The organism is Flavobacterium sp. UGB4466 (assembly GCF_903469665.1).
Classification (GTDB): Bacteria; Bacteroidota; Bacteroidia; order Flavobacteriales; family Flavobacteriaceae; genus Flavobacterium; species Flavobacterium lipolyticum.
Genome location: NZ_CAGKLC010000009.1, coordinates 1 through 23633 on the forward strand (window position 1 = coordinate 1; position 23633 = coordinate 23633).

Sequence of the window (23633 nt, forward strand, 5' to 3'; positions counted from 1 at the left end):
CCCTCTAGATTTGAATACAATACGTATAGAATAGACAACATCTTTAGATGTTGGAACATATATTAACAATCAAAATGGCTTTAGCCGAATAACCCAATGAATCCTATTTTAAATTTAAAATGATAAAATTGCCTCCAAATTTATCTGGCGGACACATAAGATTACATCATAAAAGGCTTTAGCCAAATAAACAATCCTCTTAAGAAATGAAAAAAGAACTGCATATTTTCTTTACCTGTTTAATGTTTTACACCAGAATCCCGTGTCCTAAAAACATCAATCATGATCCTGACTATTTAAATAAGGCAACACGCTACTTCCCTTTCATTGGCTGGATTGTTGGGAGTATTTCCTTTCTGGCTTTTTATCTTTTCTCGCTTTTTCTATCTATTGAAACCGCAGTACTTTTGGCTATTATCGCCTCAATTTTAACCACGGGAGCTTTTCATGAAGACGGTTTTGCCGATGTCTGTGATGGTTTTGGAGGTGGCTGGACCAAAGAAAAAATTCTGCTTATCATGAAAGACAGTGCGATTGGAGCCTACGGAGCGATCGGTTTGGTTTTACTATTTCTATTAAAATTCAAACTGCTTTCAGAATCCATTTCACTTTTTACCACTAACATTTTTCTAATTTTCCTTTTGTTTATTTCGGCCCATTCCTTAAGTCGTCTCGCAGCAATATCTATTATTTTTACTCACGAATACTCCCGCGATGATGCGACGAGTAAAAGCAAACCTATCGCTAAGAAACACAGTTGGAAAGAAATTACAGGTTCGTTCTTCTTCGGACTAATTCCATTATTGGCATTTTCATTTTTTCAATCTGAATTTCTTTTGGCAATTATTCCGGTATTCATCATGCGTTATTTTTTAGCCCGCTATTTCCAAAAATGGATTGATGGTTATACGGGCGACTGTCTGGGAGCAACGCAACAGGTTTGTGAAGTTATTTACTATTTGAGCATTCTTTTGATATGGAAATTTATCTAGTTCGTCATACCGAAACAACCTGCGCAAAAGGAATCTGCTACGGTCAGACTGATGTAGATTTGGCTATTCCATTCGAGGAAACCTTTAAGGATATTGTCTCGCAATTACCTTCTGAGGCCCTACTCTTTTCAAGCCCATTGAAGCGTTGTACCCTACTGGCCCAATACATCCAAAATACTGTAAAACCCGTTTCCTTTGTTATGGATGATCGTCTGATGGAAATGAATTTTGGCGATTGGGAATTGAAAAACTGGGATGCAATTCCTGCGGAAGAACTTAATCCCTGGATGGAAGATTTTGTCACCACGCAAGTCCCAAACGGCGAATCTTTTACAACACTTCACGAAAGAGTGGGTGCGTTTTTACAGGATTACGTTTTCAATCAAACTGCTCCTGTAGTCATTGTCTCACATGCAGGTGTGATCAGAAGTATTTTATGTCATCAGTCCGGATTGCCTTTAAAAGACGCTTTTACCAATAAAGTCGCATTCGGACAGGTTATTAAAATAGTGAATTAAATGATCATTTGTTCAGAATCCCTCTCTAAAACGAAAACAAATTTGAAAATTCAATAATTTTAACTTTATCTTTGCAGAAAATTAAGGTTGTGTTCATTCATACACATTAAAAGGGAATCAAGTAATAAATCTTGAGCTGTACCCGCAACTGTAAGCTTTGTTCTGAAAAGAATGCTTGTTGTTAACTACAAAACCACTGTTCGCTCTGACGAATGGGAAGGTAAACAACAAGACGCAAGCCAGGAGACCTGCCTTTGTAATCAATATCGAGCTCTCGGGAAAAAGAGTGTAGAAATTATGACTTTAAAAAAACTTTTTGCTCTTTGTTTCTTATTGTTGTGCCAGATTACCGTGGCGCAGAGCGATTCTATTACGAAACTTAAAACAGTAGTCGTTTCTGACGCTAATCTTAAAAAATACTCCAATTCACAATCGGTTTTAAAACTAAATGACTCTGTTATTGGCAAAAATGAAGCCTTATTAACGGATTTGTTAAACTTTAATTCGACCATTTATTTTAAAGAGTACGGCCGCGGAATGCTTTCTACAGTTGCTTTTAGAGGTACAACATCATCGCAAACGGCTGTAATCTGGAACGGAATCAACATTAATTCCCAAATGAACGGAAGTACTGATTTTAATACCATTTCCGGATCCGATTATAATTCTATTAGTGTAAAAGCAGGAGGAGGAAGTGTTATTTACGGCAGCGGAGCCGTTGGAGGAACCGTGCACTTGAATACGGATCTCGCTTTTTACAATAAATTTGAAAACAGTTTAAGATTGGATTACGGAAGTTTCAATACTATCGGGATTAATTATAAAACAAGTATCTCCAATAAAAAATGGAGTACTCAAATTGGTTTTTCCAAAAACAGTTCTACAAACGATTATAAATATCTGAACCAATACAACTGGAAAGGCGAACAGCGTTGGAATCAAAACGGTCAGTATGATGTTATTACCCTAAGTGCTAATGCAGGATATAAAATCGATGCCAAAAACAGTTTAAAGCTATATACCCAAACTTCAAACACCGACAGAAATACTTCATTGGTTTCGGAATCTGAAACTAAAAGCAAATATGTTAATGGCTTTAATCGGAACTTATTAGAGTATGATGGTGATTTTGGCAGATTCAAAACCAATTTCAAAACAGCCTATATTTTTGAGAATTATAAATATTATGCCGACAATTCCAGCAATATTTATACCTACGGAAAAACAGAAAGCCTGACTACAAAAGCCGATTTAGGATATCAGTTATTAGAATCGCTGCAAGTAAATGGTATTCTGGACTACAACCGAACTAAAGGATACGGAAGTGGTTTTGGTGATAATGTTAGAGAAATAAGTTCTGCGGCTTTACTTATAAAACAAGAGGTTTCTCCAAACTGGAAAAACGAATTTGGGGTTCGTAAAGAATTTACAGACAATTATAAATCTCCGGTACTATTCTCGGCAGGCTCTTCTTATCAGTTTGGAAAACTGTACAATTTAAAATTGAATGTATCCCGTAATTTCCGAATTCCAACTTTCAATGATTTGTACTGGGAACAAGGCGGAAATCCTAATTTAAAACCGGAGAGTTCTTATCAGGCCGAAATTGGAAACGTTTTCACCATTCAGAACTTCTCTTTGACTCAGACTTTTTATTATATCAAAATAAAAGATTTATTGCAGTGGGTCCCGGGAGCTAATGGTATCTGGTCACCGCAAAACACAGACAAAGTTAATAGTTACGGCGCCGAAACACTATTGAGTTGGAAAAAGAGTTTTGGCAAAAACAACCTGACTGCAAATGCGACGTATGCCTATTCAATTTCAGAAAATGTAGAAACCAAAAAGCAATTGTTTTTTGTTCCTTTTCATAAAGTAACCGCTGCCATCGCTTACTCAAGAAATAACCTATCAGCCCATTATCAATTTCTTTATAATGGCTTTGTGTACACACAAGCTGACAATGACCCCGAAAAAATCGTATCGGCTTACACCGTTTCTAATATTGGTGTAGACTACGATTTTAAATTTTTATCTTCTTTCAAAGTAGGTTTTCAGGTTTTGAATGTTTGGAATACCTTCTATCAAAGTCTGGAATACCGACCAATGCCCGGAAGAAATTATAACCTGTACTTAAACTTTAAATTTTAAAATAATGAAACTAACTAGATTATTCTTACTAGCATTAAGCGCATCGCTTTTTGTTTCTTGCTCTAATGACGACTCTGATGGACCTAAAGGAGTTTATGATAATGGCGTTTTCATCTTAAATGAAGGAAACTTTACTGACGGTGGTTCCGTTTCTTTCACATCTGACGATTTAAATACTTTCACGAAAGATGTTTACAAAACTGTAAATACGAGCGATTTCGTTGGAAAATATCTTCAAAACATCTTTTTTGACGGAGACAAGGCTTATATTATTGCCGGTGGTTCAAATGTTATTAATGTAGTAGACCGCTATAGCTTTAAGCTGATTGCAAAAATTGACACCGGACTTGCTAATCCTCGCTATGGTGTTGTTAAGGATGGTAAAGCTTATGTAACTAATGCTAATACCTATCCTAGCTACACTGACCCGGAAAAAAACCCTAACGCCAATATTGACGATTATGTTGCCGTAATTAATCTGAGTACAAATACTGTTGAATCTAAAATCGAATTGAAAGGTACAGGAAACAGAATTGTGTTAGATAATGGAAAACTATACATCACTGAGCCAAATAACAGCGACAAGTTGTTGGTGGTAAACATTACAACCAAAACAGTAGAAACTGTTACTATTGGTTCAGATGCAGATTCTATTGAAGAAGAAAACGGAGTTCTTTTTATCCTTAGAAAACCTTACGGTGCTGCCGGAGAAATTGTAAAAGTAAAAATTTCAGACAAATCTGTTTCCAAAATTGCTTTGCCTGCTAATTTAGGAAATGCTGGTCAATTAGATATTGAAGGTGGTAAGATTTATTATACTGCTTCAAGTTCTGTTTATGTTATGAATACTACTGCTACAACAGCTTCTACTACACCAATCTTAACTTCTCCTGTAGGTTATTTATACGGATTTGCAGTAAACGATAATCGTATATATCTTGCTGACGGAGGTGATTTTAAATCAAACAGCAAAGCTTACATCTACAATTTAAGCGGAACATTACAAAAAGAATTAACAGTTGGTGTAGGACCAAACGGTTTTTATTTCAATGATTAATTCCAGTAATTCGTTTGGATTATGACATAAAAAAGGCTTTCATTTCTGAAAGCCTTTTTTATTATTTCAATGCTCGTAAAAGTCCTTCCGGAGCTTTATCAATATACATTTGATTTTTAATTCCGTCCATTGCTTTAGCATCTGTAAACGCTTTCAATACTACCCCACTGTCGTCTCCTGCTTTTTTCGCACTGATTCCTGTTATTTGAGATATTGCTACACTCAGTAACGGTTCATTTGGATCTCCCAGAACTCCTAAGTTTGTAATGCGCTCTAATTTTTCATACGTTGGTTTCAAACCGTCTGTGTATTCTCCAAAATCAGATGCATTTACAATTTTTAAAACCAAAGGCTGCATCGCATACTTATGATTTGGATTACGGTTCGTTTTTCCAAAAGTTGGAGAATCGTATAAGGTTACTGATCCTACATTTTTACCAACAGTAGTCTCTCCTACCTGAACTACAGAAATATAAGGCACCAAACCGTTTATAACCAATTCACTTGCTGATGCTGTACCACTTGTGGTTAAAATATAAACTTTAGTCAGGTTCAGGCTGTTAATCGCAACACCGTCCATTTTATCTACAAATTTATTCAGCACCGACTCAGGATCTTCACTTTGATAATATTCGTTGATTTTGGCATTCCATTTCTCTTTCGAAAAAACTTTCCCGGTAAACTGTCCGGTAATCATACTGGCCAAACGTGTTGAAGTTTGTATCGAGCCTCCTCCGTTATATCTCAAATCTAAAACCAAATCCGTAACCCCCTGCGCTTTTAATTCTCCAAAAGCCGCATTAAGCTGCGCATCATAATTGGCATAAAAACCATTGTACATCAAATAACCGATTTTGCGACCTCCGGATGTAATCACTTTATTGATAAAAACAGGATTTTCATCTAAAGTTGTTTTTACTAATACAACTGTTTTTCCATTACCATCAAAACCGGTACCGTTAAAAGTAGCCATATTCAGGGTATAACTATCCGCTGCCAATAGCGACTGATAATTTGAAACCGTCAAAGAAGTTCCGTTAATCCCTGTAAAAAGATCCCCTCTCTTGATCTCTTTTTTAGAAGCATCAGAATTAGGTATAATATAACGTACGTAACCCACTAAATCAGTAGTACTTCCCGGTTTGTAACTAAGCCTGAAATCCATACCGTTATTTTTTGAAGTCCCCTGAAGTTCCTGTTCCAAAACCGTATAATCGTCAACAATCCAGCTAAAACGATCAATTGCCTGACCTTTTGGAAATTTACTTATGGGTTTATTCAATAAATCCTGAAATAAATCCTGCGGTTTAGAATATCCTCTCAAAAATGCATTTAATGCTTCCTGATTGCTAAAACGGTCATCCGCCAAAGTAGGAACATCAGCTTGCCATAAATAAAACTGATTCAGTCCTTTCCATACAAAATCATTAACCTGCAATGAGGCCGGAGCCGCAACATCATCCTGATCTTCACAAGATTGCAAAGAAAAAGCAAGTAAAAATAATAACAGTACACTTCTTAATATTGTCTTCATATAGTAAATATCTATCTAGTAGTAACGTAAAAATACTATCTTTAGTTTTAACTCTAAGAGTTTTATTGCTTTTTTTATTGCAAAAAAAATTAATCCCCCGTGTAACAAAAATAATAGTGTCTCGTCTTCACTATATAAGCTAACGAATAACCAACCAATTTTATGAATCAGAATGTGTTTATAGAATTAATAAATCCTTTTAAAGACAAAGTTTTTCGTCTGGCAAAAAGATTGTTAACCAGCACCGAAGAGGCTGAAGATGCCACTCAGGAAGTTATGGTAAAGTTATGGAACAAAAAAGACACTCTGGATTCTTACAATAGTGTTGAAGCTGTTGCAATGACAATGACCAAGAATTATTGTCTGGATCAGTTGAAATCGAAAAGGGCCGGGAATCTCAAAATCGTTCACAACAATTATACGGACCGGGAACCTCAACTGGACAAGAAACTGGAGGATTCGAATAGTTTAGAATGGGTTGAAAAAATTATAAGCCAATTACCCGAACAATTACAAATATTAATTCAATTGCGGGATGTAGAACAATATGAATTTGACGAGATTGCAAAAATTGTCAATATGAATGAAACGGCTATACGCGTAGCCCTTTCAAGAGCGAGAAAAAAAATAAGAGAATCAATGGTTAATACACACAGTTATGGAATTCAATAAAATAGAAAATATACTAGAAAAATACTTTCAGGGAGAAACCACGATTGCCGAAGAAAATCAATTAAAAGAATATTTTTCTTCACCGGATGTTGCGCAGCATTTGGAGCAATACAAACCAATGTTTGGTTATTTCTCTCAGGTAAAAGAACAGAAATCGACGCAGACGATCCCACTAAAAACTAAAAAACGAAATGTGGCGTGGTTATCGATTGCAGCTTCAGCTGTTGTTTTGCTGGGAATTGGAACCTATTTCTATACGAGCGAAAAAAATGCAACTCCGGTTACAGCTCAAACAGAATTGGGAACCTATGATGATCCGGAAGAAGCACTTGCCGCAACGCAAAAAGCTTTGGCCTTATTATCAAACAATGTTAATGTAGGTATTGAAAGTGTACAATACATTAAAGAATACGAACAATCAAAAAACAAAATTTTTAAACAGTAATTTAAATCTCAATCAAAATGAAATCAACGATTCACGAATACAGAAAAAACAATAAAAAAAGCATGAGTAAAAATTTTATCATAACACTAGTTTTAGTATTCATTAGCCATGCTTTTTACGCTCAGGGAGCATTTGACAAATTTGATGGTCAGGACGACGTAACCTCAGTAATCGTAAACAAAAAAATGTTTGATTTAATGAGTAAGGTAAAAGCTGACACTTCAGATAAAGAAACGCAGCAATACATTAATCTGATTAAAAAATTAGACTACCTAAAAGTGTTTACCACTAAAAACCCTAAAATTGAAGCTGACATGAAAGCTTCTGCAGATAAATATATAAAAACTGCCGGTTTAGAAGAATTAATGAGAGTGAACGACAGCGGTAAAAATGTTAGAATTCTAATCAAATCAGGATCAAGCGATACGCAGGTAAAAGAATTACTAATGTACATCGACGGAGCTAAGGGCAGTGAAACGGTATTACTGTCTCTTATTGGTAACTTTGACTTAAACGAAATCTCAGTACTAACAGATAAGATGCAGCTTCCTGGAGGTTCTGACCTAAAAAAAGCTTCTAAAGGCAAAAAATAAGATGAAAGCAAGCGTTATTACCTCAGCCCTATTAGTTTTACTAACTTTGGTAAGTTGTAATTCTACCCCTTCATTGCAGAAGTATTTTGTTGAAAACACAGACAATAAAGATTTTATTGCACTTGACATTTCATCATCGATTCTAAATGTGGAGAAAGCGAAATTATCTGCAGAGCAAAATGAAGCTTTAAAATCGTTCGATAAAATGAATATTCTGGCTTTCAAAGAAACCTCAAAAAATCAGGCGCAATTTGAAACAGAACGCAGCAAACTGAAAGAGATCCTGAAAAATCCAAAATATCAGGAACTAATGAAGGTCGGTTCAGGTAAAGACGGCGCATCGATAAGTTATGTAGGAGCCGACGACAACATCGAAGAATTTGTGGTTTTTGCCAACAAAAAAGAAAGCGGTTTTGTAGTGGTACGTGTGTTAGGAAAAAACATGAACCCTAACAACATTATGACCTTGATGTCGGTTATGAAACAATCCAATATTAACATGGATCAACTAAAGCCTTTGCAGCAATTAATGAAACCATAACCTCTAACTTTATAGTAAAACAAGAGAGCTCCGTAATCCGGAGCTTTTTTTATTTAACATTTTTAGAAGATTATACTGAATAATATCGCATGTGTTTGTTTTAAGATGACCCGAATTTATCTATATTTGTTCATCAACCAAAACAAAATTATTAAACTAAGTATGGTACAAAAAACATCGAACGCCTTTATAGCGGCATCATGGGTAGCTCTTGGAGCAGGAACAGTTGGATTTATAGTAGGACTTGCCAGAGCCGAAATGCTCTTAAACGAAAAAGGATATTATTTCACCGTTTTAATGTTTGGTCTTTTTGCTGTTGTCTCCTTACAAAAAAGTGTTAGAGACCGACTGGAAAAACTTCCGGTAACTGATATGTATTACGGAATCTGCTGGTTCGGAACTCTTTTATCTATTGTATTATTAATTGTGGGCCTATGGAACGCTACGATCTTACCAAGTGAAAAAGGTTTTTATGCTTTTGCTTTTTTACTGGCTCTTTTTGGAGCTATTTCGGTACAAAAAAACACGAGAGACAATATGGCGTACTCTTCAAATGAATAATATTTCAACTAGAATTAATCAAAAACAACTTCCAAAATTAACCACAAAAAAAGCTCCATAACTGGAGCTTTTTTTATGACCGTATTTTGTGGTTTGCACGAACATCATTTCCCGTTGTGCTACTAAAGCAATCACAACAGACCAAATAAATCCATTTATCAAACGAAAAATACATCATTACTACCATTTATTACAAATTACAAAAAATTAACCATACATAACTTACTTTAGCGGTTTAAAATATTTTTGTATGAAAAAAAATCTCCTCTTAGCATTAGTATCAGCCTTTAGCCTTAATGCACAAACCGTCTCAAATTACACGACAGATTTTCTTCAAACTGCATACGCCGTCCCATTTGGCCTTGTGTTTGATTCAACTGGAAACTTATATATTGCTAATAATGATTATAATAAAAATTTAGGAATTACCAAAATGACTCCAAATCTGGTTCAAAGTACTTTTATTTCATTAAAAAAATTTCCTAGGCAAATAGCTCTTGATGCCAACCAAAATTTTTGGGTAATCAGTCGTACTGAAAATGGGTATAAACTTTTTTCAGGTGAAAACGAAATTACAAAAATAACCCCCGGCGATGTAATAAGTTATCCTACTTCTGCAGACATATGGGGAATTGCTATCGATGCAAGGGGAAACGTTTTTTATTCAGAAAGGACTGGGAAAATTCAAAAAATAAGTACCACAGGAGAAATTAGCACCTTTTTTTCAGATCCTGCTACTCTTAAATCCCCATCAGGATTAGCTTTTGATAAGGCAGGAAATTTATTCGTTATTGATGAAAGTGATGGTAATAATCCCCTCAGAAAAATAAATCCTGCCGGTGTCATTACAAAAATTCCTGTAACTTTTGAAAAGACATCACAAACAATAGAAAATGGATACCTCTCTTTTGCTTCAAATGGCGACTTATACATTTCTGGAAAAACAAGTGAAAATAATTTTTCTGCAAAAATTTTTCGTTTACCTGCTGCTGATGTAAGTGGTAAGCTAATACTTTTTTACGATTTTCCTTACGGCGCCATTAATGGAATAACTATTTACAATGGAAATCTTTATGCAAGTTTATATGTAAAAAACGAAAGTAAAGTAGTAAAAATAGCACCTAAAATTCTGGGAGTTGAAAACGCAACCAAATCTATTACTAAAGAAATTATAGTCTACCCAAATCCTGCAATCGACTATTTGTCTATTGACAGTAAAAACGAAGTTGTTGAATCAATCCAATTATTCGACCTTACCGGACACCTACTTAAAAGCTACAAACCTGCTGAAGTCAAAGAGGATAAAATCGCTTTACCGGCTTTAACTTCCGGAAATTATATTTTAAAAATTAACAATACTTCTAAAAAGATTCTAATCAATTAAACAACCTCCATTAAACTAAAAAAAGCTCCAGTTATGGAGCTTTTTTTTATCAGAATTTGAGATTATTTACTCAAGTACATTTTTCTTCTAGAATACAATTCGTAGAACTGATCGTCTTTTAAGTCATCAATAAACAAGATACTCTCTCCTGTCGATTTCATTTCAGGCCCTAATGCTTTGTTTACATTGTGGAATTTACTGAAGGAGAATACCGGCTGTTTGATCGCATATCCTTTCAACTGTGGATTAAAATCAAAATCAGTTACTTTATTGTGCCCTAACATTACTTTGGTAGCGTAGTTCACATAAGGTTCTCCATAAGCTTTAGCAATAAACGGTACTGTTCTGGAAGCTCTCGGGTTTGCTTCGATAATGTAAACGGTATCGTCTTTTATCGCAAACTGAATGTTGATCAGACCCACTGTTTTTAAAGCTCTGGCAATTTTCTTTGTGTGATCTTTGATTTGCTGCATTACGAATTCTCCTAAGTTAAAAGGAGGTAAAGTAGCATTACTGTCTCCGGAGTGCACTCCACAAGGTTCGATATGCTCCATAATTCCAATAATATAAACGTTTCCGTCTGCATCACAAATCGCATCCGCTTCTGCTTCAATTGCTCCGGCCAAATAGTGGTCTAAAAGCAGTTTATTTCCGGGAATCGTTTTCAATAAATTGATCACATGCTCCTCTAACTCTTTCTTGTTGATCACGATTTTCATTCCCTGACCTCCTAATACATAAGAAGGACGAATTAATAGTGGGAAATCCAGCTGATCTGCCAGTGCAGAAGCCTCATCAGCCGTTTCTGCAATTCCGAATTGCGGGAAAGGAATGTGTAATTCTCTCAACAAATCCGAGAATCTTCCTCTGTCTTCGGCTAAATCAAGTGCATCAAAACTAGTTCCGATGATTTTCACACCGTATTTAGATAATTTTTCTGCCAGTTTCAAAGCAGTTTGCCCACCTAACTGCACGATAACACCTTCCGGTTTCTCATGCTGAATGATATCGTATATATGTTCCCAGAAAACCGGTTCGAAGTATAGTTTATCCGCTGTATCAAAATCAGTCGAAACCGTTTCAGGATTACAGTTGATCATGATGGTTTCGTAACCACACTCTTTGGCCGCTAAAACTCCGTGTACACAAGAATAATCAAACTCAATTCCTTGTCCAATTCTGTTTGGTCCTGAACCTAAAACGATGATTTTCTTTTTCTCTGTTACAACACTTTCGTTATCTACATAACGCTCACCGTTTGCTTTTTCAATTTCTGCCTCAAAAGTCGAGTAGTAATAAGGTGTTTTTGCTTTAAACTCAGCCGCGCAGGTATCTACCAATTTAAACACACGGTTGATATTTTTGTCCATACGCAAAGTGTGTACTTCACTTTCCAGACAATTCATCATGTGTGCAATTTGTCTGTCGGCGAAACCTTTTTGTTTGGCTTCAAGCAAAAGCTCTTTCGGAAGAGTCCCTATTTTATAATTTGAAATTTCTTTCTCTAAAGTATAAAGTTCCTCGTATTGTTTTAGGAACCACATATCGATTTTTGTGATTTCATGAATACGACTCAACGGAATTCCCATTGCGATGGCATCATAAATTACGAAAACACGATCCCAACTTGCAAAAGTCAGTTTTTCGATAATCTGCTCGTAGTTTTTATATCCTTTTCCGTCAGCACCTAAACCGTTTCTCTTAATTTCTAAAGACTGGGTGGCTTTGTGTAATGCTTCCTGGAACGAACGTCCGATCCCCATTACCTCTCCAACAGATTTCATCTGAAGTCCTAAAGTTCTGTCGGCACCTTCAAATTTATCAAAGTTCCAACGTGGTATTTTTACGATTACATAATCTAGAGTTGGCTCAAAAAGAGCCGAAGTTGATTTTGTAATTTGATTTTGTAATTCGTCTAAGTTGTATCCTAAAGCCAGTTTAGAAGCAATTTTAGCAATCGGGTATCCTGTTGCTTTTGATGCTAAAGCTGATGAACGCGACACACGAGGGTTGATCTCGATCGCTACGATATCTTCTTTTTCATCTGGTGAAACTGCAAACTGTACGTTACAGCCTCCTGCAAAATTTCCGATACTACGCATCATCAGGATTGCATAGTCACGTAATTTTTGGAATGTTGTATCCGATAATGTCATCGCCGGTGCAACTGTAATCGAATCTCCTGTATGAATCCCCATTGGGTCCATATTTTCGATTGAACAGATGATCACAACGTTATCATTTTTATCTCTTAAAAGCTCTAACTCGTATTCTTTCCATCCCATTAAAGCTTTATCAATTAAAACCTCATGTATTGGAGAAGCTTCAAGACCTCTGGTTAAAAGCTCATCAAAATCTTCTTTTTTATAAACTACCGCAGCTCCGGTTCCTCCAAGAGTAAAAGAAGGACGAATTACTAACGGAAAACCAAACTCCTGTGCAATTTCTTTACCTTCTAAATAAGAAGTCGCCGTTTTTGCAGGTGCAGTTGGTACATTTATTCTTTCTAAAAGCTGTTTGAACTGCTCTCTGTCTTCTGTAATATTAATGGCATTGACATCAACTCCAATTAATCTCACTCCGAAATCCTGCCAAATTCCTTTTTCTTCAGCTTCCAAACACAAATTTAATGCGGTCTGTCCTCCCATTGTAGGTAAAACGGCATCAATTTGTGGATGTTCTTTCAGAATTTCAATAATCGATTTTGTCGTTAATGGTTTCAAGTAAATATGATCGGCCATACTTGGATCGGTCATAATTGTTGCTGGATTCGAATTTATCAAGATAACTTCAATCCCTTCTTCACGAATAGAACGTGCAGATTGAGAACCTGCATAGTCAAATTCGCAAGCTTGACCAATAACAATAGGTCCTGACCCTATTATTAAAACTGATTTTATTGATGTGTCTTTAGGCATTTTATTTGTATTGTGTAGTTATTATAAAAGTACTTCAAAAAACATTCGTAGTGTATTCTAAACTAGAACGTTGCAGATTTTTTTACCGACAAGGTATAAAAAAAGGCGATACTAAAAAAGTAACGCCTTATTTATGTTTATAGAAACATTATTTCTTGTGTCTAGGTTCGCTAGAAACAGTTAATTTATGTCTTCCTTTAGCTCTTCTACGCGCCAGAACTTTTCTTCCATTCGCTGAAGCCATTCTGTCCATAAATCCGTGCTTATTTCTTCTTTTTCTTTTCGATGGTTGAAATGTTCTTTTGCTCATTGTTTTGTATCTTTAAAATGGTATCTAATATCTCTTTTCTGTTTTTGAATATCATTATTCCAAAACCGAGTGCAAATATACAAAGACTTTTTTTTCTGGCAAGTAGTTTTATAAAAATATTTTTAATTCCTTTTGCTATCTTTGCAATCACAAATTTACAATCATTATGTTTCACAAAAATATTAAACTTATTTTAGCCGGACTTCTTGTAGTCGCTGGTATTTGGCAATTTACAGAGAGCAATATCGGGAATGGTATTTTCCTTATATTATTAACTGCAATTCCTATTTTTCTTTACTTCAAAAACGAATTTATCCTTTTAGCCTTCCTTAAATTAAGAAAACAAGACTTTGAAGGGGCTAAAAAATGGCTTGCCTATATCAAAAACCCTGAAGCTGCCTTAGTAAGAAAACAACAAGGATACTTCAATTACCTGCACGGTATCATGTTATCTCAAACCAATATCAATCTGGCTGAGAAACATTTCAAAAAAGCAATCGAACTTGGATTATCAATGGATATGGATCTTGCGGTTGCAAAATTAAACCTTGCCGGAGTAGCAATGTCACGCAGAAGAAAGCTTGAAGCAACTAATTTATTAAACGAAGCTAAAAAATTAGACAAACAGGGAATGCTAAAAGAGCAAATCTCCATGATGAAAGAGCAAATGAAGAAAATCTAATTTTTCAATTCCAATATTTTAAATCCCAAATTCCACAAGAGTTTGGGATTTTTTATTTAGATCTTCTTTCTAATATAAAGATTAATGTTGAATTTGTCATTTCGACCAATATTGCCATCCCGAGGAATGAGGGATCACACAATTAACTCGACAAAGATTCACGATTCAGCTTACAAAATTTCTGGTGCCATCCCTCATTCCTCGGGATAACAAGATTACGGCTAAAAACTTTAAAACCTGAAACTTGAAACTTGAAACCTGAAACCTGAAACTTAAAACTTAAAACCTGAAACCTGAAACCTGAAACCTGAAACCTAAAGCCTGAAACCTGAAACTTGAAACTTGGAATTTTAATTTTCCAAAATGATCGAAGGCAGATTCTCGTTGAGCCATTTGTATTTATTAAGAATCATAATATGTGTTCCTCCTTTGACTACAATGCAGCTATTAATATACTTTATAGGAAAAACATCATCCTGATCTCCGTGAATATGAATCACTTTAGGATCGATTTCACTTCTGTTCCATAAAATAATCGATTCGACCGCCCATTGCAAATAATTGAGATCTCGTACCGCGAGAAACTTTTCATACAACTTAATACGTTTGTTTACTTTTTCTCCAAAAGAATATTTCGCCAGATTTTCGATATTCAAAATTAATTTCATCGGAATGAGCTTATAGGCTTTTGTTGTTTTTCCGATTTTCATTCGTCTTGGAAATTCTTTATTACTTCTTACACTCGAAATAACAATTACTTTTCGGGCATTAATATGTTTTGCTATTTCCTGAACCAGAACACCTCCGAAAGAAACCCCTACCAGGACCGGATTCTCATGTTTAATGTTTTTAGAAATTCGAAGAGCATAATCTGACAAAGATTCTTTCGGCTGCGGAATCTCCCATTCCAGCAAACACATTTCAAAAACAGACTCGTCTAAACTGATTCTCTCAAAAATAGCGGGACTAGCCGCAAGACCGGGCATAAAGTATACAGGAATTTTACTCATTTGACTGCAAGAGAATTTAAGGTTACCGCTTTTTTTAAGCTAAAATTACTTTTTTTAGCGATATCCAATGCAAATCTTACCCCATAAATTACTCCACAAACCAAACAAAAGCAGTAAACATGCACAATTCAGAGCTATTTCAGGGGAATAAAAAATAATTTTATATTGAAAATCAATTGATTAACTTTGCAATCCCGTTAACTTATATTGAAACATTTTTTCCAGAATGTTCTTTATAAAATTACCAAATGTTCTTTTCTATTATTTTTTTTAATTCAATCCCCCAAAACATGACAAATATGGAACACATTGAAACTATGGAAATCAAAGACAATACTTTTGCAAGACAATTTGAAACCATAGTCCCTGAAGGCTTACTTTCTGTGGAGTATTCTTTTCAGGAAAAGAAAATTTTCTTAACCAAAATCAACTCCCCTGAAGGCTTTGATAATCAAGCCACAATTGACACTTTATTAAAAGGCATCATGGAAGTGGTTAGCGAAAAGAAATTCCGAATAATGCCTATCCATCCAAAAATTGTATTGTTTATTAAAAAGAATCCGGAATACAAAGAGTTACTTCCTCCGGGAATCCGTATTTAGAAATCCCCAATTAACCGGAGCCATAACCCTCCTATTACCATATAAATAAAGAGCATAACCAAACCGGTTATCAAACCTTTGACCCACCAGCTTTTCAGGTCGACATAACCGCTTCCGAAGAAAACTGGTGCCGGCCCATGTCCGTAATGGGTTAAAGTTCCGTATAGAGACCCCACAAACCCCAACATAAAAGCCAACAGCAAGCCCGGAATTCCAAGTGAAATTCCAACACCCAATAACGCAGCATACATGGCAGCCACGTGAGCTGTTGCACTTGCAAAAAGGTAATGACTAAAAAAGTATACCAATACAATAATAGGAAATGCCATTTGCCAGCTTAAACCTCCTATTTCAGCTTTTACCACATCGCTAAACCAGCCAATAAATCCAAGTTCATTGAGAGAACTTGCCATCATCACCAAAACCGAGAACCACACTATAGTGTCCCAGGCTCCTTTTTCGGCTTTTACATCATCCCAGGTTAATACCGAAGTCAGCAATAAAATAACCAAGCCGATAAAAGCAGTAGTTGTCGCGTCAATAGAAAACAGATCACCAGTCATCCAAAGAAACAACAGAATAAAAAAGGTTAACAGCATCATCCATTCGTTTCGCGTGATCGCTCCCATTTCCTTTAGTTTCTGAGCTGCAATTTGCGGAGCATCACCTGTTTTTTTCAATTCCGGCGGGTATATCTTGTACAACACCAAAGGAATTACAAAAAAAGCGACCAGACCCGGAACTATCGCTGCTGTTGCCCACGAAATCCAGCTAATTTTAATCCCAAGATTCAACGCAAACTTCTGACACATTGGGTTACTTGCCGTTCCTGTTAAAAACATTGATGATGCGATCAGATTTGCATTGTAACTGCTAAGGGTAAGATACGATCCTAATTTTCGATGTGTTTCAGGCTGATCCGGCATCGAACCAAAACTCATTGACATTGATTTCATAATAGGGTAAATAATGCCCCCTCCTCTTGCCGTATTACTGGGCACTGCCGGAGCCAAAACTAAATCGGCAAGTCCAAGGCCATAAGCCAGTCCAAGTGAACTTTTTCCAAATATCCTGATAAACAAAAAAGCTATTCTGTTCCCCAAACCTGTTTTGATAAATCCTCTCGCAATAAAAAACGAAATTCCGATAAGCCAAATTACCTTATCACCAAAGCCTTTCAAAGCCAAAGTGATCGATTTTCCCGCATCTCCGGGAGCCAGCACCTGTGTAAAAGCGGTTAATGCAATCGCAATCATACACATAGTACCCATAGGGGCTGCTTTTAAAATGATTCCAAGAATAGTAGCCACAAAAATGGCAAACAAATGCCAGGCTTCTGCAACAACACCATCCGGTGCCGGAATAAACCAAATTGCAATTCCAACGGCAAGTGTAATCAGGGTTTGAGGTATTTGTACTTCTTTCATAAAAAGGAAATTAAATTGTGTTATAGACGAAGTTGTAACTGAAGCAGGAATAGATTATCATTATAAAATGAGGTGTCAGGAATATTTTTATCGAAACGATCTATTTCAAATCCCAATTCTATTCGTCCCGTATACGCTTTTCCAAACTCAAGACTCAACATAGGCGTATACGTCTGACGTACATTTGAATTGACTTTATAATTATTGTCAAACGATTCAAAACGACAGGACAGTTCCAGTGAGGTTAACTTTTTATAATCGACCAAGTATCTCAAATTAGGCAAAAAGTAAATTCCCCGCATTTGATAATCGTCAACATGTGACGTTCTCGCATCTGCCGGTAATGAAAAATACAAATTATGATTGGTTCCCTGCTTGTATTCAATCTGCAAATCAAAAGTCAGTCTGTCGGTAAGTTTAAAGTCACTGGTAATATCAATCCCCAAAGCAAAAACTTTCTGATTGGATCTTTTCCCGATTCCACCATTTAAGCCCAGATTAATCTTATGTTCCTTAGACAGACCAAAACCCCATCTGGTTGTATACAATTTTCCGTTATCATTATCTTTTTCCTGATTTTTTCCGTTACCATTTAAAACAGAAACTGCATAGTTAACCGGAATCTTTCCAATATCAAAAGCTCCCGTTGCCGAAGCTCCAATCTGAAAACTTGTCCATCCGTTTTTACCAAACTCATAGTACTGATTGGAAAAATCAAATGACTTTATAATATCAACAGGAACCAACTCTTCAATACCAAATGCAGGACGGAACTGACCACCTGTCAAGGCTAAATATTTACTGAAAGTATATTTTCCATAAGCATTTTCAAGAACTTTAGATTTGGGATCAGACTTAAAATCAGCAAGATTTACGAGAATTACGACTTCTGTAGCTTCGCTTAATTTGGTATTGAGTCCAACACGCATTCTTTTAATATCAAAGGAGCTTTGTGTTACTTCACCCGTAGAATGATGAACTCCCAAAACATCTACATTTTTTCCGGTGTTTTCCAAGTAACGTGCCTGTAGAAGTCCTTTGAACTGAAATTGTGGATATTTAACCTCACTTTCTTTATCAGCGGCTGTTTGCGCATTCATAAAAAATGACGTTATAAAGAGAAAAATAATTTTTAGTAGTAGCGTTTTATTCATAAATGCCGTAAATCAAAAATTAGCTTAATATTTATAATCTAACCTTACCTCCTATTGGCACCAGAACCACGATTGGAAGCTGGTGGCGCTGCCATACCTCTATTACCTGCAGGTCGGGTCGCGGGACGTGTTACCGGCCGGGTCGTTGGTCTTGTAGTTGGGTTTGTTGGCCGATTCACGGATTGAGATGGTCTTACCGCTGGTCGGGTTGATGGATTTATTGGGGTCACCGGCCGCGTCGTTGGATTTGTTGGCCGATTCTCTGGCCGAGATGGTCTCGCCTCTGGTCGGGTTGATGGATCTGTTGGAGCCACCGGTCTCGTCGTTGACGGATTTGTCGGACGTGTTACCGGTCTTGTTGACGGATTGACGGGACGGGTGGTAGCGGGTCTCGTTGGTCTTGTATTGGTAACCGGAGCAGGTCTCTTATAATCCCTTCCGTTATAAGTTGCATTATAACGACCGCTGGTTCTATAATTTCGAACTACAGCCGATGAATTTCTTCTAGTTGTATAATTACTATAATAACGCTGGTTTCTTATAGTGATCGTTCTTCTGTAATAAGGATTTCTATAGTAATGCCCGTGATATCCCCAATAATCATGATAATAAACCGGACGCCACGGACGCCAATAAGGAGGATAATATCCCCAATACCACGGAGATCGGTACACTACATATACAGGAGAAAACAAGTACAATACAACCGGCCATACGTTTATGTTGGTTGTCACATAACCCGGATTACCGGCTGTTGTATTATAATTATTGGTTGTATTATTATTTACAATTACGGGAGCATCTCCTTTATATCCGGGATTAGGTGTTCCGGCTGCAGCACCTGAAGGCTCTACAATATAATTTTTGCCGTACAAATCCGCATCTCCTATGATCTGAACATGTACATTATTCTTTTTATCTTTATCTACCTCAATAACAGCAACATCCTGCTTTTCTGTACTGCTTACCGCCACCTGAAGTACAATCACATGTGTATTCCCTTTCTTTTGACTTTCGATTTCGATATAATCAATCTCGCCATCATTATTCAAATCCAGATTATTCACCTTACTATCCTGTTCATTTAAAACTTTTTCAAAATCTTCTAAAGTTTTGGATTTCTGAAAGAGGTCTAAAACAGCATACAAATTAAGATTATCACCCGGCAAACCTAAAGCAACAGGTTCGTTATCAGTTTGAGAAAACAATGGCAAACTAAACAAATAAGCCATCAAAACTACCAAAAATAAAAAACTCTTTTTCATGTTAAAAATAAGTTAATTTGGAAATACATTTACTAAGGTATGAAAAAACAGACAAACTCCAATGCAAGCCGATAACTTTCTGTAATACAAGTATAAAATACTAAAAAAGTTTCAATCACTGTTTACTTTTTAATTCCTTCAACCTTGATAATGTAAGACTTATATTCTTAACTTTGTAATAATCGCCATTTTTATTCCTTCCCATCTCTTGTACTATCTTACAAAACCTGTTTCATGATTTGTCAAATAACAGAAATAAAAATTGTAATGAAAAAACACTTACTCCCTTTTCTTTTTTTTCTTTCTTTCCACTCTGTACAAAGTCAGATTGCAGTTTCTTCAACTCTGGAAGAAGCCATTCAGAAGGCTATTGAAAAAAGTACTTCATTAAAAAATAAAGATTTAGATATTGAAAAATTAAATCTTCAGGAGAAAGGCGTCTGGAACAAATACATTCCAACAATTGAAGCCAGTGCCTTATATTCATATTTTGACAACAAACTCACGGTCGATCTCCCTACGGCTACCATTCCAATTGTAAACTATCCTTTGTTTGACGGAAAAACCGCTTTTAAAAACTATGGCAACATTTTTACAGGAAGTGTCATGGCCAAAACCGTACTATTCAGCGGCATGCAAATCCCAAACGGAGCAAAAGCCATCAAAGAGAAAACGAAGGGAACGGTATTTTTAAAAGAAACCGAAAAAGATGCCATCACAAAAGAAGTCATCAACACTTTTGACCAACTGGAGCTGCTAAAGGAAATAGACAAACTTATTAAAGAAAGTGAAAACCGACTGGGTACGGAAACCAAACGTGTTACAAAAGCAATTGAACAAGGACTTGCTATTCCGTATGACAGAGATAAGATCAAACTAGCGGCACTGGAACTTTCCTCCAAAAAAATTGAACTGGATGGAAAACGAAAACTAATTTATAAAAAAATTCAATATTTAACCGGCTATTCGATTACCGAGATAGATCATGTTCAATATACCTTAACACCTTATCTGATTACGGACGAGAAATTAAGCACACAAAACAAGCAGGAAATAAAAGCTTTAGAATCTTTCAAATCAGCTTATGAATATTTATTAAAAAAGGAAAAAGGAACTTACTTACCCACACTCGGAGCTTTTGGAGGTGTATCCTATTCCAGTTTATTCAATGCCAATGCAACGACTCCCATTGTTACAGGAATCAATCAGGCCTTATATTTAGGTCTTAATGAACTGACCATAAGTCAGAACTGGGTCGTGGGAGCAGCTATGAAATGGGAAGTCTTTTCCGGTTTTGAAAGAAAACACAAAGTACACGAAGCGAAGATTAACATTGAACAGGTACAAAATCAAATTGATGATACGAAAGAAAAACTTGAACTGCTTCTTGAAAAAAATCTTGTTGATTATACGGTTCTGACTCAAAAAATAGACATCACCCAGCAACAGGAAAAAGTCGCCAGTAATAATTTGAATCTGGCTATAAAACAATACAAAGAAGGCCTCATCAACATATCGGAACGACTTGAAGCAGAAAACGATTCTTATAAAGCAGCAGTAAACAAAACCACCACTTTAATCGAGCAAAGACTTGCTGCTATTGAAACCATAATTGCCACTGGCGATCTGTCGAAAAAACTATCCAAATAAAAGTTCTGTTTTATGAAAAAAGCAATCATTAGCACCACAATCATTTTTCTTTTCGTAGCCTGTCAAAAGACAGAAAAAGGAAATTTAATTCAGGGAAAAATAGAGAAAGAACAAATTGCCGTTGTGAGTAAAATTCCGGGCAAGATTTTAAAAATATGGGTCAAAGAAGGCGATTTGGTTCAAAAAGGAGACACGCTCGCTGTTTTGGATATTCCTGAAGTAGACGCTAAAAAAAGTCAGGCCGAAGGAGCTGTTGTCTCAGCAAAAGCCCAATACAAAATGGCTGTAAAAGGAGCCACGGAAAACCAAATCAAGCAATTGGAAGCTAAAAGAACGGGGCTGAAAGAACAATACGAATTTGCTCAAAAATCGATCAGACGACTGACCAACATGCTCAAAGATTCTCTCATATCACAGCAAACTTATGATGAAACTTTCGCCAAATATCAGGGCGCACAAGCACAATATAACGCTGTTATCGCAGAATTAGACGACGCTAAAAAAGGAGCCCGAATCGAACAGCAAACGATGGCACTCGGACAACAGGACCGGGCACTTGGAGCTTTACAGGAAGTAGAAACTGCAGACAAGGAACGCTACATCATTGCTCCGCAAAATATGAGTATCGAAACCATCACCTTAAATCTTGGCGAACTGGCCCTACCCGGTTATACTTTGTTTAATGGCTATATCGATAACAGCATTTATTTTCGCTTTACGATTCCTGAAAATCAATTGGGAGAATTTAAAAAAGGACAGGAAATTACCGTTCATGTTCCCTATAAAAATGAAAACATAAAAGGAAGAATCTCAACGATAAAACAACTGGGAGCCTATGGAAATATTGCTACGGCCTATCCTGATTATGAAATGCAGGAAAGCTTGTTTGAAATAAAAATTACACCTGTTAATATGGAACAAACCAAGGATCTGATTACAAAAACAACTGTCACCTTATCTCATTAACTATGCAAAATTTCTTTTCATTGCTTAAACGGGAATTTCAATTGTTTTGGAAAAACAAAGTCCTGAGAATCCTTTTTATCGGTGCACCTATTTTATATGGTGTTTTATTAGGCTACGTTTACGGAAAGGGCAAAGTTACCGACTTACCCATTCTTGTAGTCGATCAGGACCGTTCTGAGCTAAGCTCAAAAGCCATTCAAATGTTTGAAGACAACGAAGTATTATCCATTTCATCCATTTTATACGACCAGAACAATCTTTCTAAACTTGCCATACAAAAAGATGCCACTTGCGTCGTTATCATTCCGAAAGATTTTGAAAAAATGACGCTCACCAAAAAATATCCTGAAATTACAACTATCGTTAACACCTCTAATGTACTCACTGCTAACTATGCCTCAACAGCCATACAAATTTGTCTGGGCACTTTAAAGGCTGGCGTTCAAATCGAAACCTTAAGAAAACAAGGAGTCCCGGAAAACTTGCTTGCCTCCCAATATGAACCCTTCAAAACTACGTTTATCAAAAAACACAACCGAAGTACCAATTATATGTATTTTCTCTGGCCGGGGGTTTTGGCGACTGTTCTTCAACAGGTTTTACTATTAGGACTGGCGCTTTCATTTGCATCAGAATTTGAGAATGGAACTTTTAAAGACCTTGTGAAAAAATGCCCTTCTCTTCTGAAAATGCTCGCAGTGAAAATAATCCCTTACCTGATCATGAGCTTTGGAATCTGGATCATTTACTGGCTCTTCACTTTGTGGTTCCGACTGCCATTTTACGAAAACTTAGCGCCTCTTACTTTTATTGCCGGAATTTTTGTGCTGGCGGCTTCCTTTATCGGAATTCTGGTCAGCATCGTAGTTCCGAATCAGTTAAAAGCAACCGAGATTTTAATGGTAATAGCCACACCAAGCTTTATCTTAAGTGGTTTTACCTGGCCATTAAGTCAAATGCCACAGACAGTACAAGCCATTGCCAATGTAATTCCGCTCACCCATTTTTTAAAAGCTTTCAGAATATTAATTATAGAGAACGGTACCTTTTCACAAACCACAGCCTCTATACGCAACATGATCATCATTGGACTCGTGTGCGCCATAGCTGCCTACATTGCCTTATACTTTAAAAAGAAAGAAGCACTTAAAGAAATTTAACTCCTTTATTACGATACATAAAAAAAGCACAGAAAATTCAA

Annotated in this window: 23 protein-coding genes and 1 riboswitch; of the genes, 15 read left to right on the forward strand and 8 right to left on the reverse strand. The window is 36.3% G+C overall.

The window, feature by feature from the left end; translation table 11 throughout:
• The first annotated feature begins 206 nt into the window (after positions 1–206).
• The 4 genes from JO950_RS04195 to JO950_RS04210 all read left to right on the forward strand — a co-directional run bounded on the left by JO950_RS04195 (position 207) and on the right by JO950_RS04210 (position 4718).
• The gene (locus JO950_RS04195) at positions 207–992 is read left to right on the forward strand and encodes an adenosylcobinamide-GDP ribazoletransferase (RefSeq protein WP_202701426.1); all 786 of its coding nucleotides are present in this window, start codon (positions 207–209) and stop codon (positions 990–992) included.
• Positions 977–1510 (forward strand): alpha-ribazole phosphatase, encoded by a 534-nt coding sequence (gene cobC, locus JO950_RS04200; RefSeq protein WP_202701428.1) that lies wholly within the window; start codon positions 977–979, stop codon positions 1508–1510. The genes JO950_RS04195 and cobC overlap by 16 nt, the downstream gene beginning before the upstream one ends.
• Positions 1511–1577: 67 nt before the next feature.
• A riboswitch (cobalamin riboswitch) is annotated at positions 1578–1781 on the forward strand.
• 26 nt (positions 1782–1807) lie between these two features.
• Entirely contained in the window at positions 1808–3661 is a 1854-nt protein-coding gene (locus JO950_RS04205; protein ID WP_202701429.1) for a TonB-dependent siderophore receptor, read from the forward strand.
• A gap of 4 nt (positions 3662–3665) precedes the next feature.
• The gene (locus JO950_RS04210) at positions 3666–4718 is read left to right on the forward strand and encodes a YncE family protein (protein ID WP_202701431.1); all 1053 of its coding nucleotides are present in this window, start codon (positions 3666–3668) and stop codon (positions 4716–4718) included.
• 61 nt (positions 4719–4779) lie between these two features.
• Here JO950_RS04210 and JO950_RS04215 read toward each other — a convergent pair whose 3' ends face one another.
• Entirely contained in the window at positions 4780–6252 is a 1473-nt protein-coding gene (locus JO950_RS04215; protein WP_202701433.1) for a S41 family peptidase, read from the reverse strand.
• Between the two features lie 162 nt (positions 6253–6414).
• Here JO950_RS04215 and JO950_RS04220 point away from each other — a divergent pair, with 162 nt between their 5' ends.
• From JO950_RS04220 to JO950_RS04245, 6 genes are all read left to right on the forward strand, one after another.
• Positions 6415–6924 (forward strand): RNA polymerase sigma factor, encoded by a 510-nt coding sequence (locus JO950_RS04220; RefSeq protein ID WP_202701435.1) that lies wholly within the window; start codon positions 6415–6417, stop codon positions 6922–6924.
• The gene (locus tag JO950_RS04225) at positions 6911–7369 is read left to right on the forward strand and encodes a hypothetical protein (RefSeq protein ID WP_202701437.1); all 459 of its coding nucleotides are present in this window, start codon (positions 6911–6913) and stop codon (positions 7367–7369) included. Before JO950_RS04220 ends, JO950_RS04225 begins: the two co-directional genes overlap by 14 nt.
• Positions 7370–7386: 17 nt before the next feature.
• Positions 7387–7962: a DUF4252 domain-containing protein gene (locus JO950_RS04230; RefSeq protein ID WP_229998684.1), complete on the forward strand. Its 576-nt coding sequence runs from the start codon at positions 7387–7389 to the stop codon at positions 7960–7962.
• Position 7963: 1 nt separating this feature from the next.
• Complete coding sequence (locus JO950_RS04235) at positions 7964–8503, forward strand: DUF4252 domain-containing protein (RefSeq protein WP_070907610.1); 540 nt, start codon at positions 7964–7966, stop codon at positions 8501–8503.
• A 162-nt stretch (positions 8504–8665) separates the two neighbouring features.
• A complete protein-coding gene (gene yiaA / locus JO950_RS04240; RefSeq protein WP_017498692.1) occupies positions 8666–9064 on the forward strand; it encodes an inner membrane protein YiaA in 399 nt (132 codons plus the stop codon).
• Positions 9065–9314: 250 nt separating this feature from the next.
• Positions 9315–10448, forward strand: a complete 1134-nt coding sequence (locus JO950_RS04245) for a T9SS type A sorting domain-containing protein (RefSeq protein ID WP_202701439.1) — start codon at positions 9315–9317, stop codon at positions 10446–10448.
• A 62-nt stretch (positions 10449–10510) separates the two neighbouring features.
• On the opposite strand, the gene carB is transcribed toward JO950_RS04245, so the two are convergent.
• The 3 genes from carB to JO950_RS04260 form a co-directional block, all read right to left on the reverse strand.
• On the reverse strand, positions 10511–13366 hold the full coding sequence (carB, locus tag JO950_RS04250; RefSeq protein ID WP_202701441.1) for a carbamoyl-phosphate synthase large subunit: 2856 nt from the start codon (positions 13364–13366) through the stop codon (positions 10511–10513).
• A 148-nt stretch (positions 13367–13514) separates the two neighbouring features.
• Positions 13515–13676 carry a 50S ribosomal protein L34 gene (rpmH, locus tag JO950_RS04255; protein ID WP_008464848.1) on the reverse strand — a complete coding sequence of 54 codons (162 nt, stop codon included), beginning with the start codon at positions 13674–13676 and terminating at the stop codon, positions 13515–13517.
• Positions 13630–13851, reverse strand: a complete 222-nt coding sequence (locus JO950_RS04260; protein WP_202701524.1) for a hypothetical protein — start codon at positions 13849–13851, stop codon at positions 13630–13632. The genes rpmH and JO950_RS04260 overlap by 47 nt, the downstream gene beginning before the upstream one ends.
• Here JO950_RS04260 and JO950_RS04265 point away from each other — a divergent pair.
• Positions 13843–14358 carry a DUF2892 domain-containing protein gene (locus JO950_RS04265; RefSeq protein ID WP_202701444.1) on the forward strand — a complete coding sequence of 172 codons (516 nt, stop codon included), beginning with the start codon at positions 13843–13845 and terminating at the stop codon, positions 14356–14358. The two genes, JO950_RS04260 and JO950_RS04265, sit on opposite strands and share 9 nt — an antisense overlap.
• A 350-nt stretch (positions 14359–14708) precedes the next feature.
• On the opposite strand, the gene JO950_RS04270 is transcribed toward JO950_RS04265, so the two are convergent.
• Positions 14709–15368 carry an alpha/beta hydrolase gene (locus JO950_RS04270; protein ID WP_202701445.1) on the reverse strand — a complete coding sequence of 220 codons (660 nt, stop codon included), beginning with the start codon at positions 15366–15368 and terminating at the stop codon, positions 14709–14711.
• Between the two features lie 317 nt (positions 15369–15685).
• Between JO950_RS04270 and JO950_RS04275 the strand changes: the two genes are divergently transcribed.
• Positions 15686–15970 (forward strand): GNAT family N-acetyltransferase, encoded by a 285-nt coding sequence (locus JO950_RS04275; protein ID WP_026110230.1) that lies wholly within the window; start codon positions 15686–15688, stop codon positions 15968–15970.
• On the opposite strand, the gene JO950_RS04280 is transcribed toward JO950_RS04275, so the two are convergent.
• The 3 genes from JO950_RS04280 to JO950_RS04290 all read right to left on the reverse strand — a co-directional run bounded on the left by JO950_RS04280 (position 15967) and on the right by JO950_RS04290 (position 19816).
• The gene (locus JO950_RS04280; protein ID WP_202701447.1) at positions 15967–17397 is read right to left on the reverse strand and encodes an anion permease; all 1431 of its coding nucleotides are present in this window, start codon (positions 17395–17397) and stop codon (positions 15967–15969) included. The genes JO950_RS04275 and JO950_RS04280 overlap by 4 nt on opposite strands.
• 20 nt (positions 17398–17417) lie before the next feature.
• Positions 17418–18497 (reverse strand): porin, encoded by a 1080-nt coding sequence (locus tag JO950_RS04285; RefSeq protein WP_237732272.1) that lies wholly within the window; start codon positions 18495–18497, stop codon positions 17418–17420.
• Positions 18498–18595: 98 nt separating this feature from the next.
• Positions 18596–19816, reverse strand: a complete 1221-nt coding sequence (locus JO950_RS04290; RefSeq protein WP_202701450.1) for a hypothetical protein — start codon at positions 19814–19816, stop codon at positions 18596–18598.
• Between the two features lie 267 nt (positions 19817–20083).
• On the opposite strand from JO950_RS04290, the gene JO950_RS04295 reads away from it, so the two are divergent.
• The 3 genes from JO950_RS04295 to JO950_RS04305 are packed head-to-tail and all read left to right on the forward strand — an operon-like array spanning position 20084 to position 23592.
• Entirely contained in the window at positions 20084–21466 is a 1383-nt protein-coding gene (locus JO950_RS04295) for a TolC family protein (protein WP_202701451.1), read from the forward strand.
• Positions 21467–21478: 12 nt separating this feature from the next.
• Positions 21479–22432 (forward strand): HlyD family secretion protein, encoded by a 954-nt coding sequence (locus JO950_RS04300; protein ID WP_202701453.1) that lies wholly within the window; start codon positions 21479–21481, stop codon positions 22430–22432.
• A 2-nt stretch (positions 22433–22434) separates the two neighbouring features.
• Positions 22435–23592 carry an ABC transporter permease gene (locus tag JO950_RS04305; protein WP_202701455.1) on the forward strand — a complete coding sequence of 386 codons (1158 nt, stop codon included), beginning with the start codon at positions 22435–22437 and terminating at the stop codon, positions 23590–23592.
• Positions 23593–23633 lie beyond the last annotated feature (41 nt).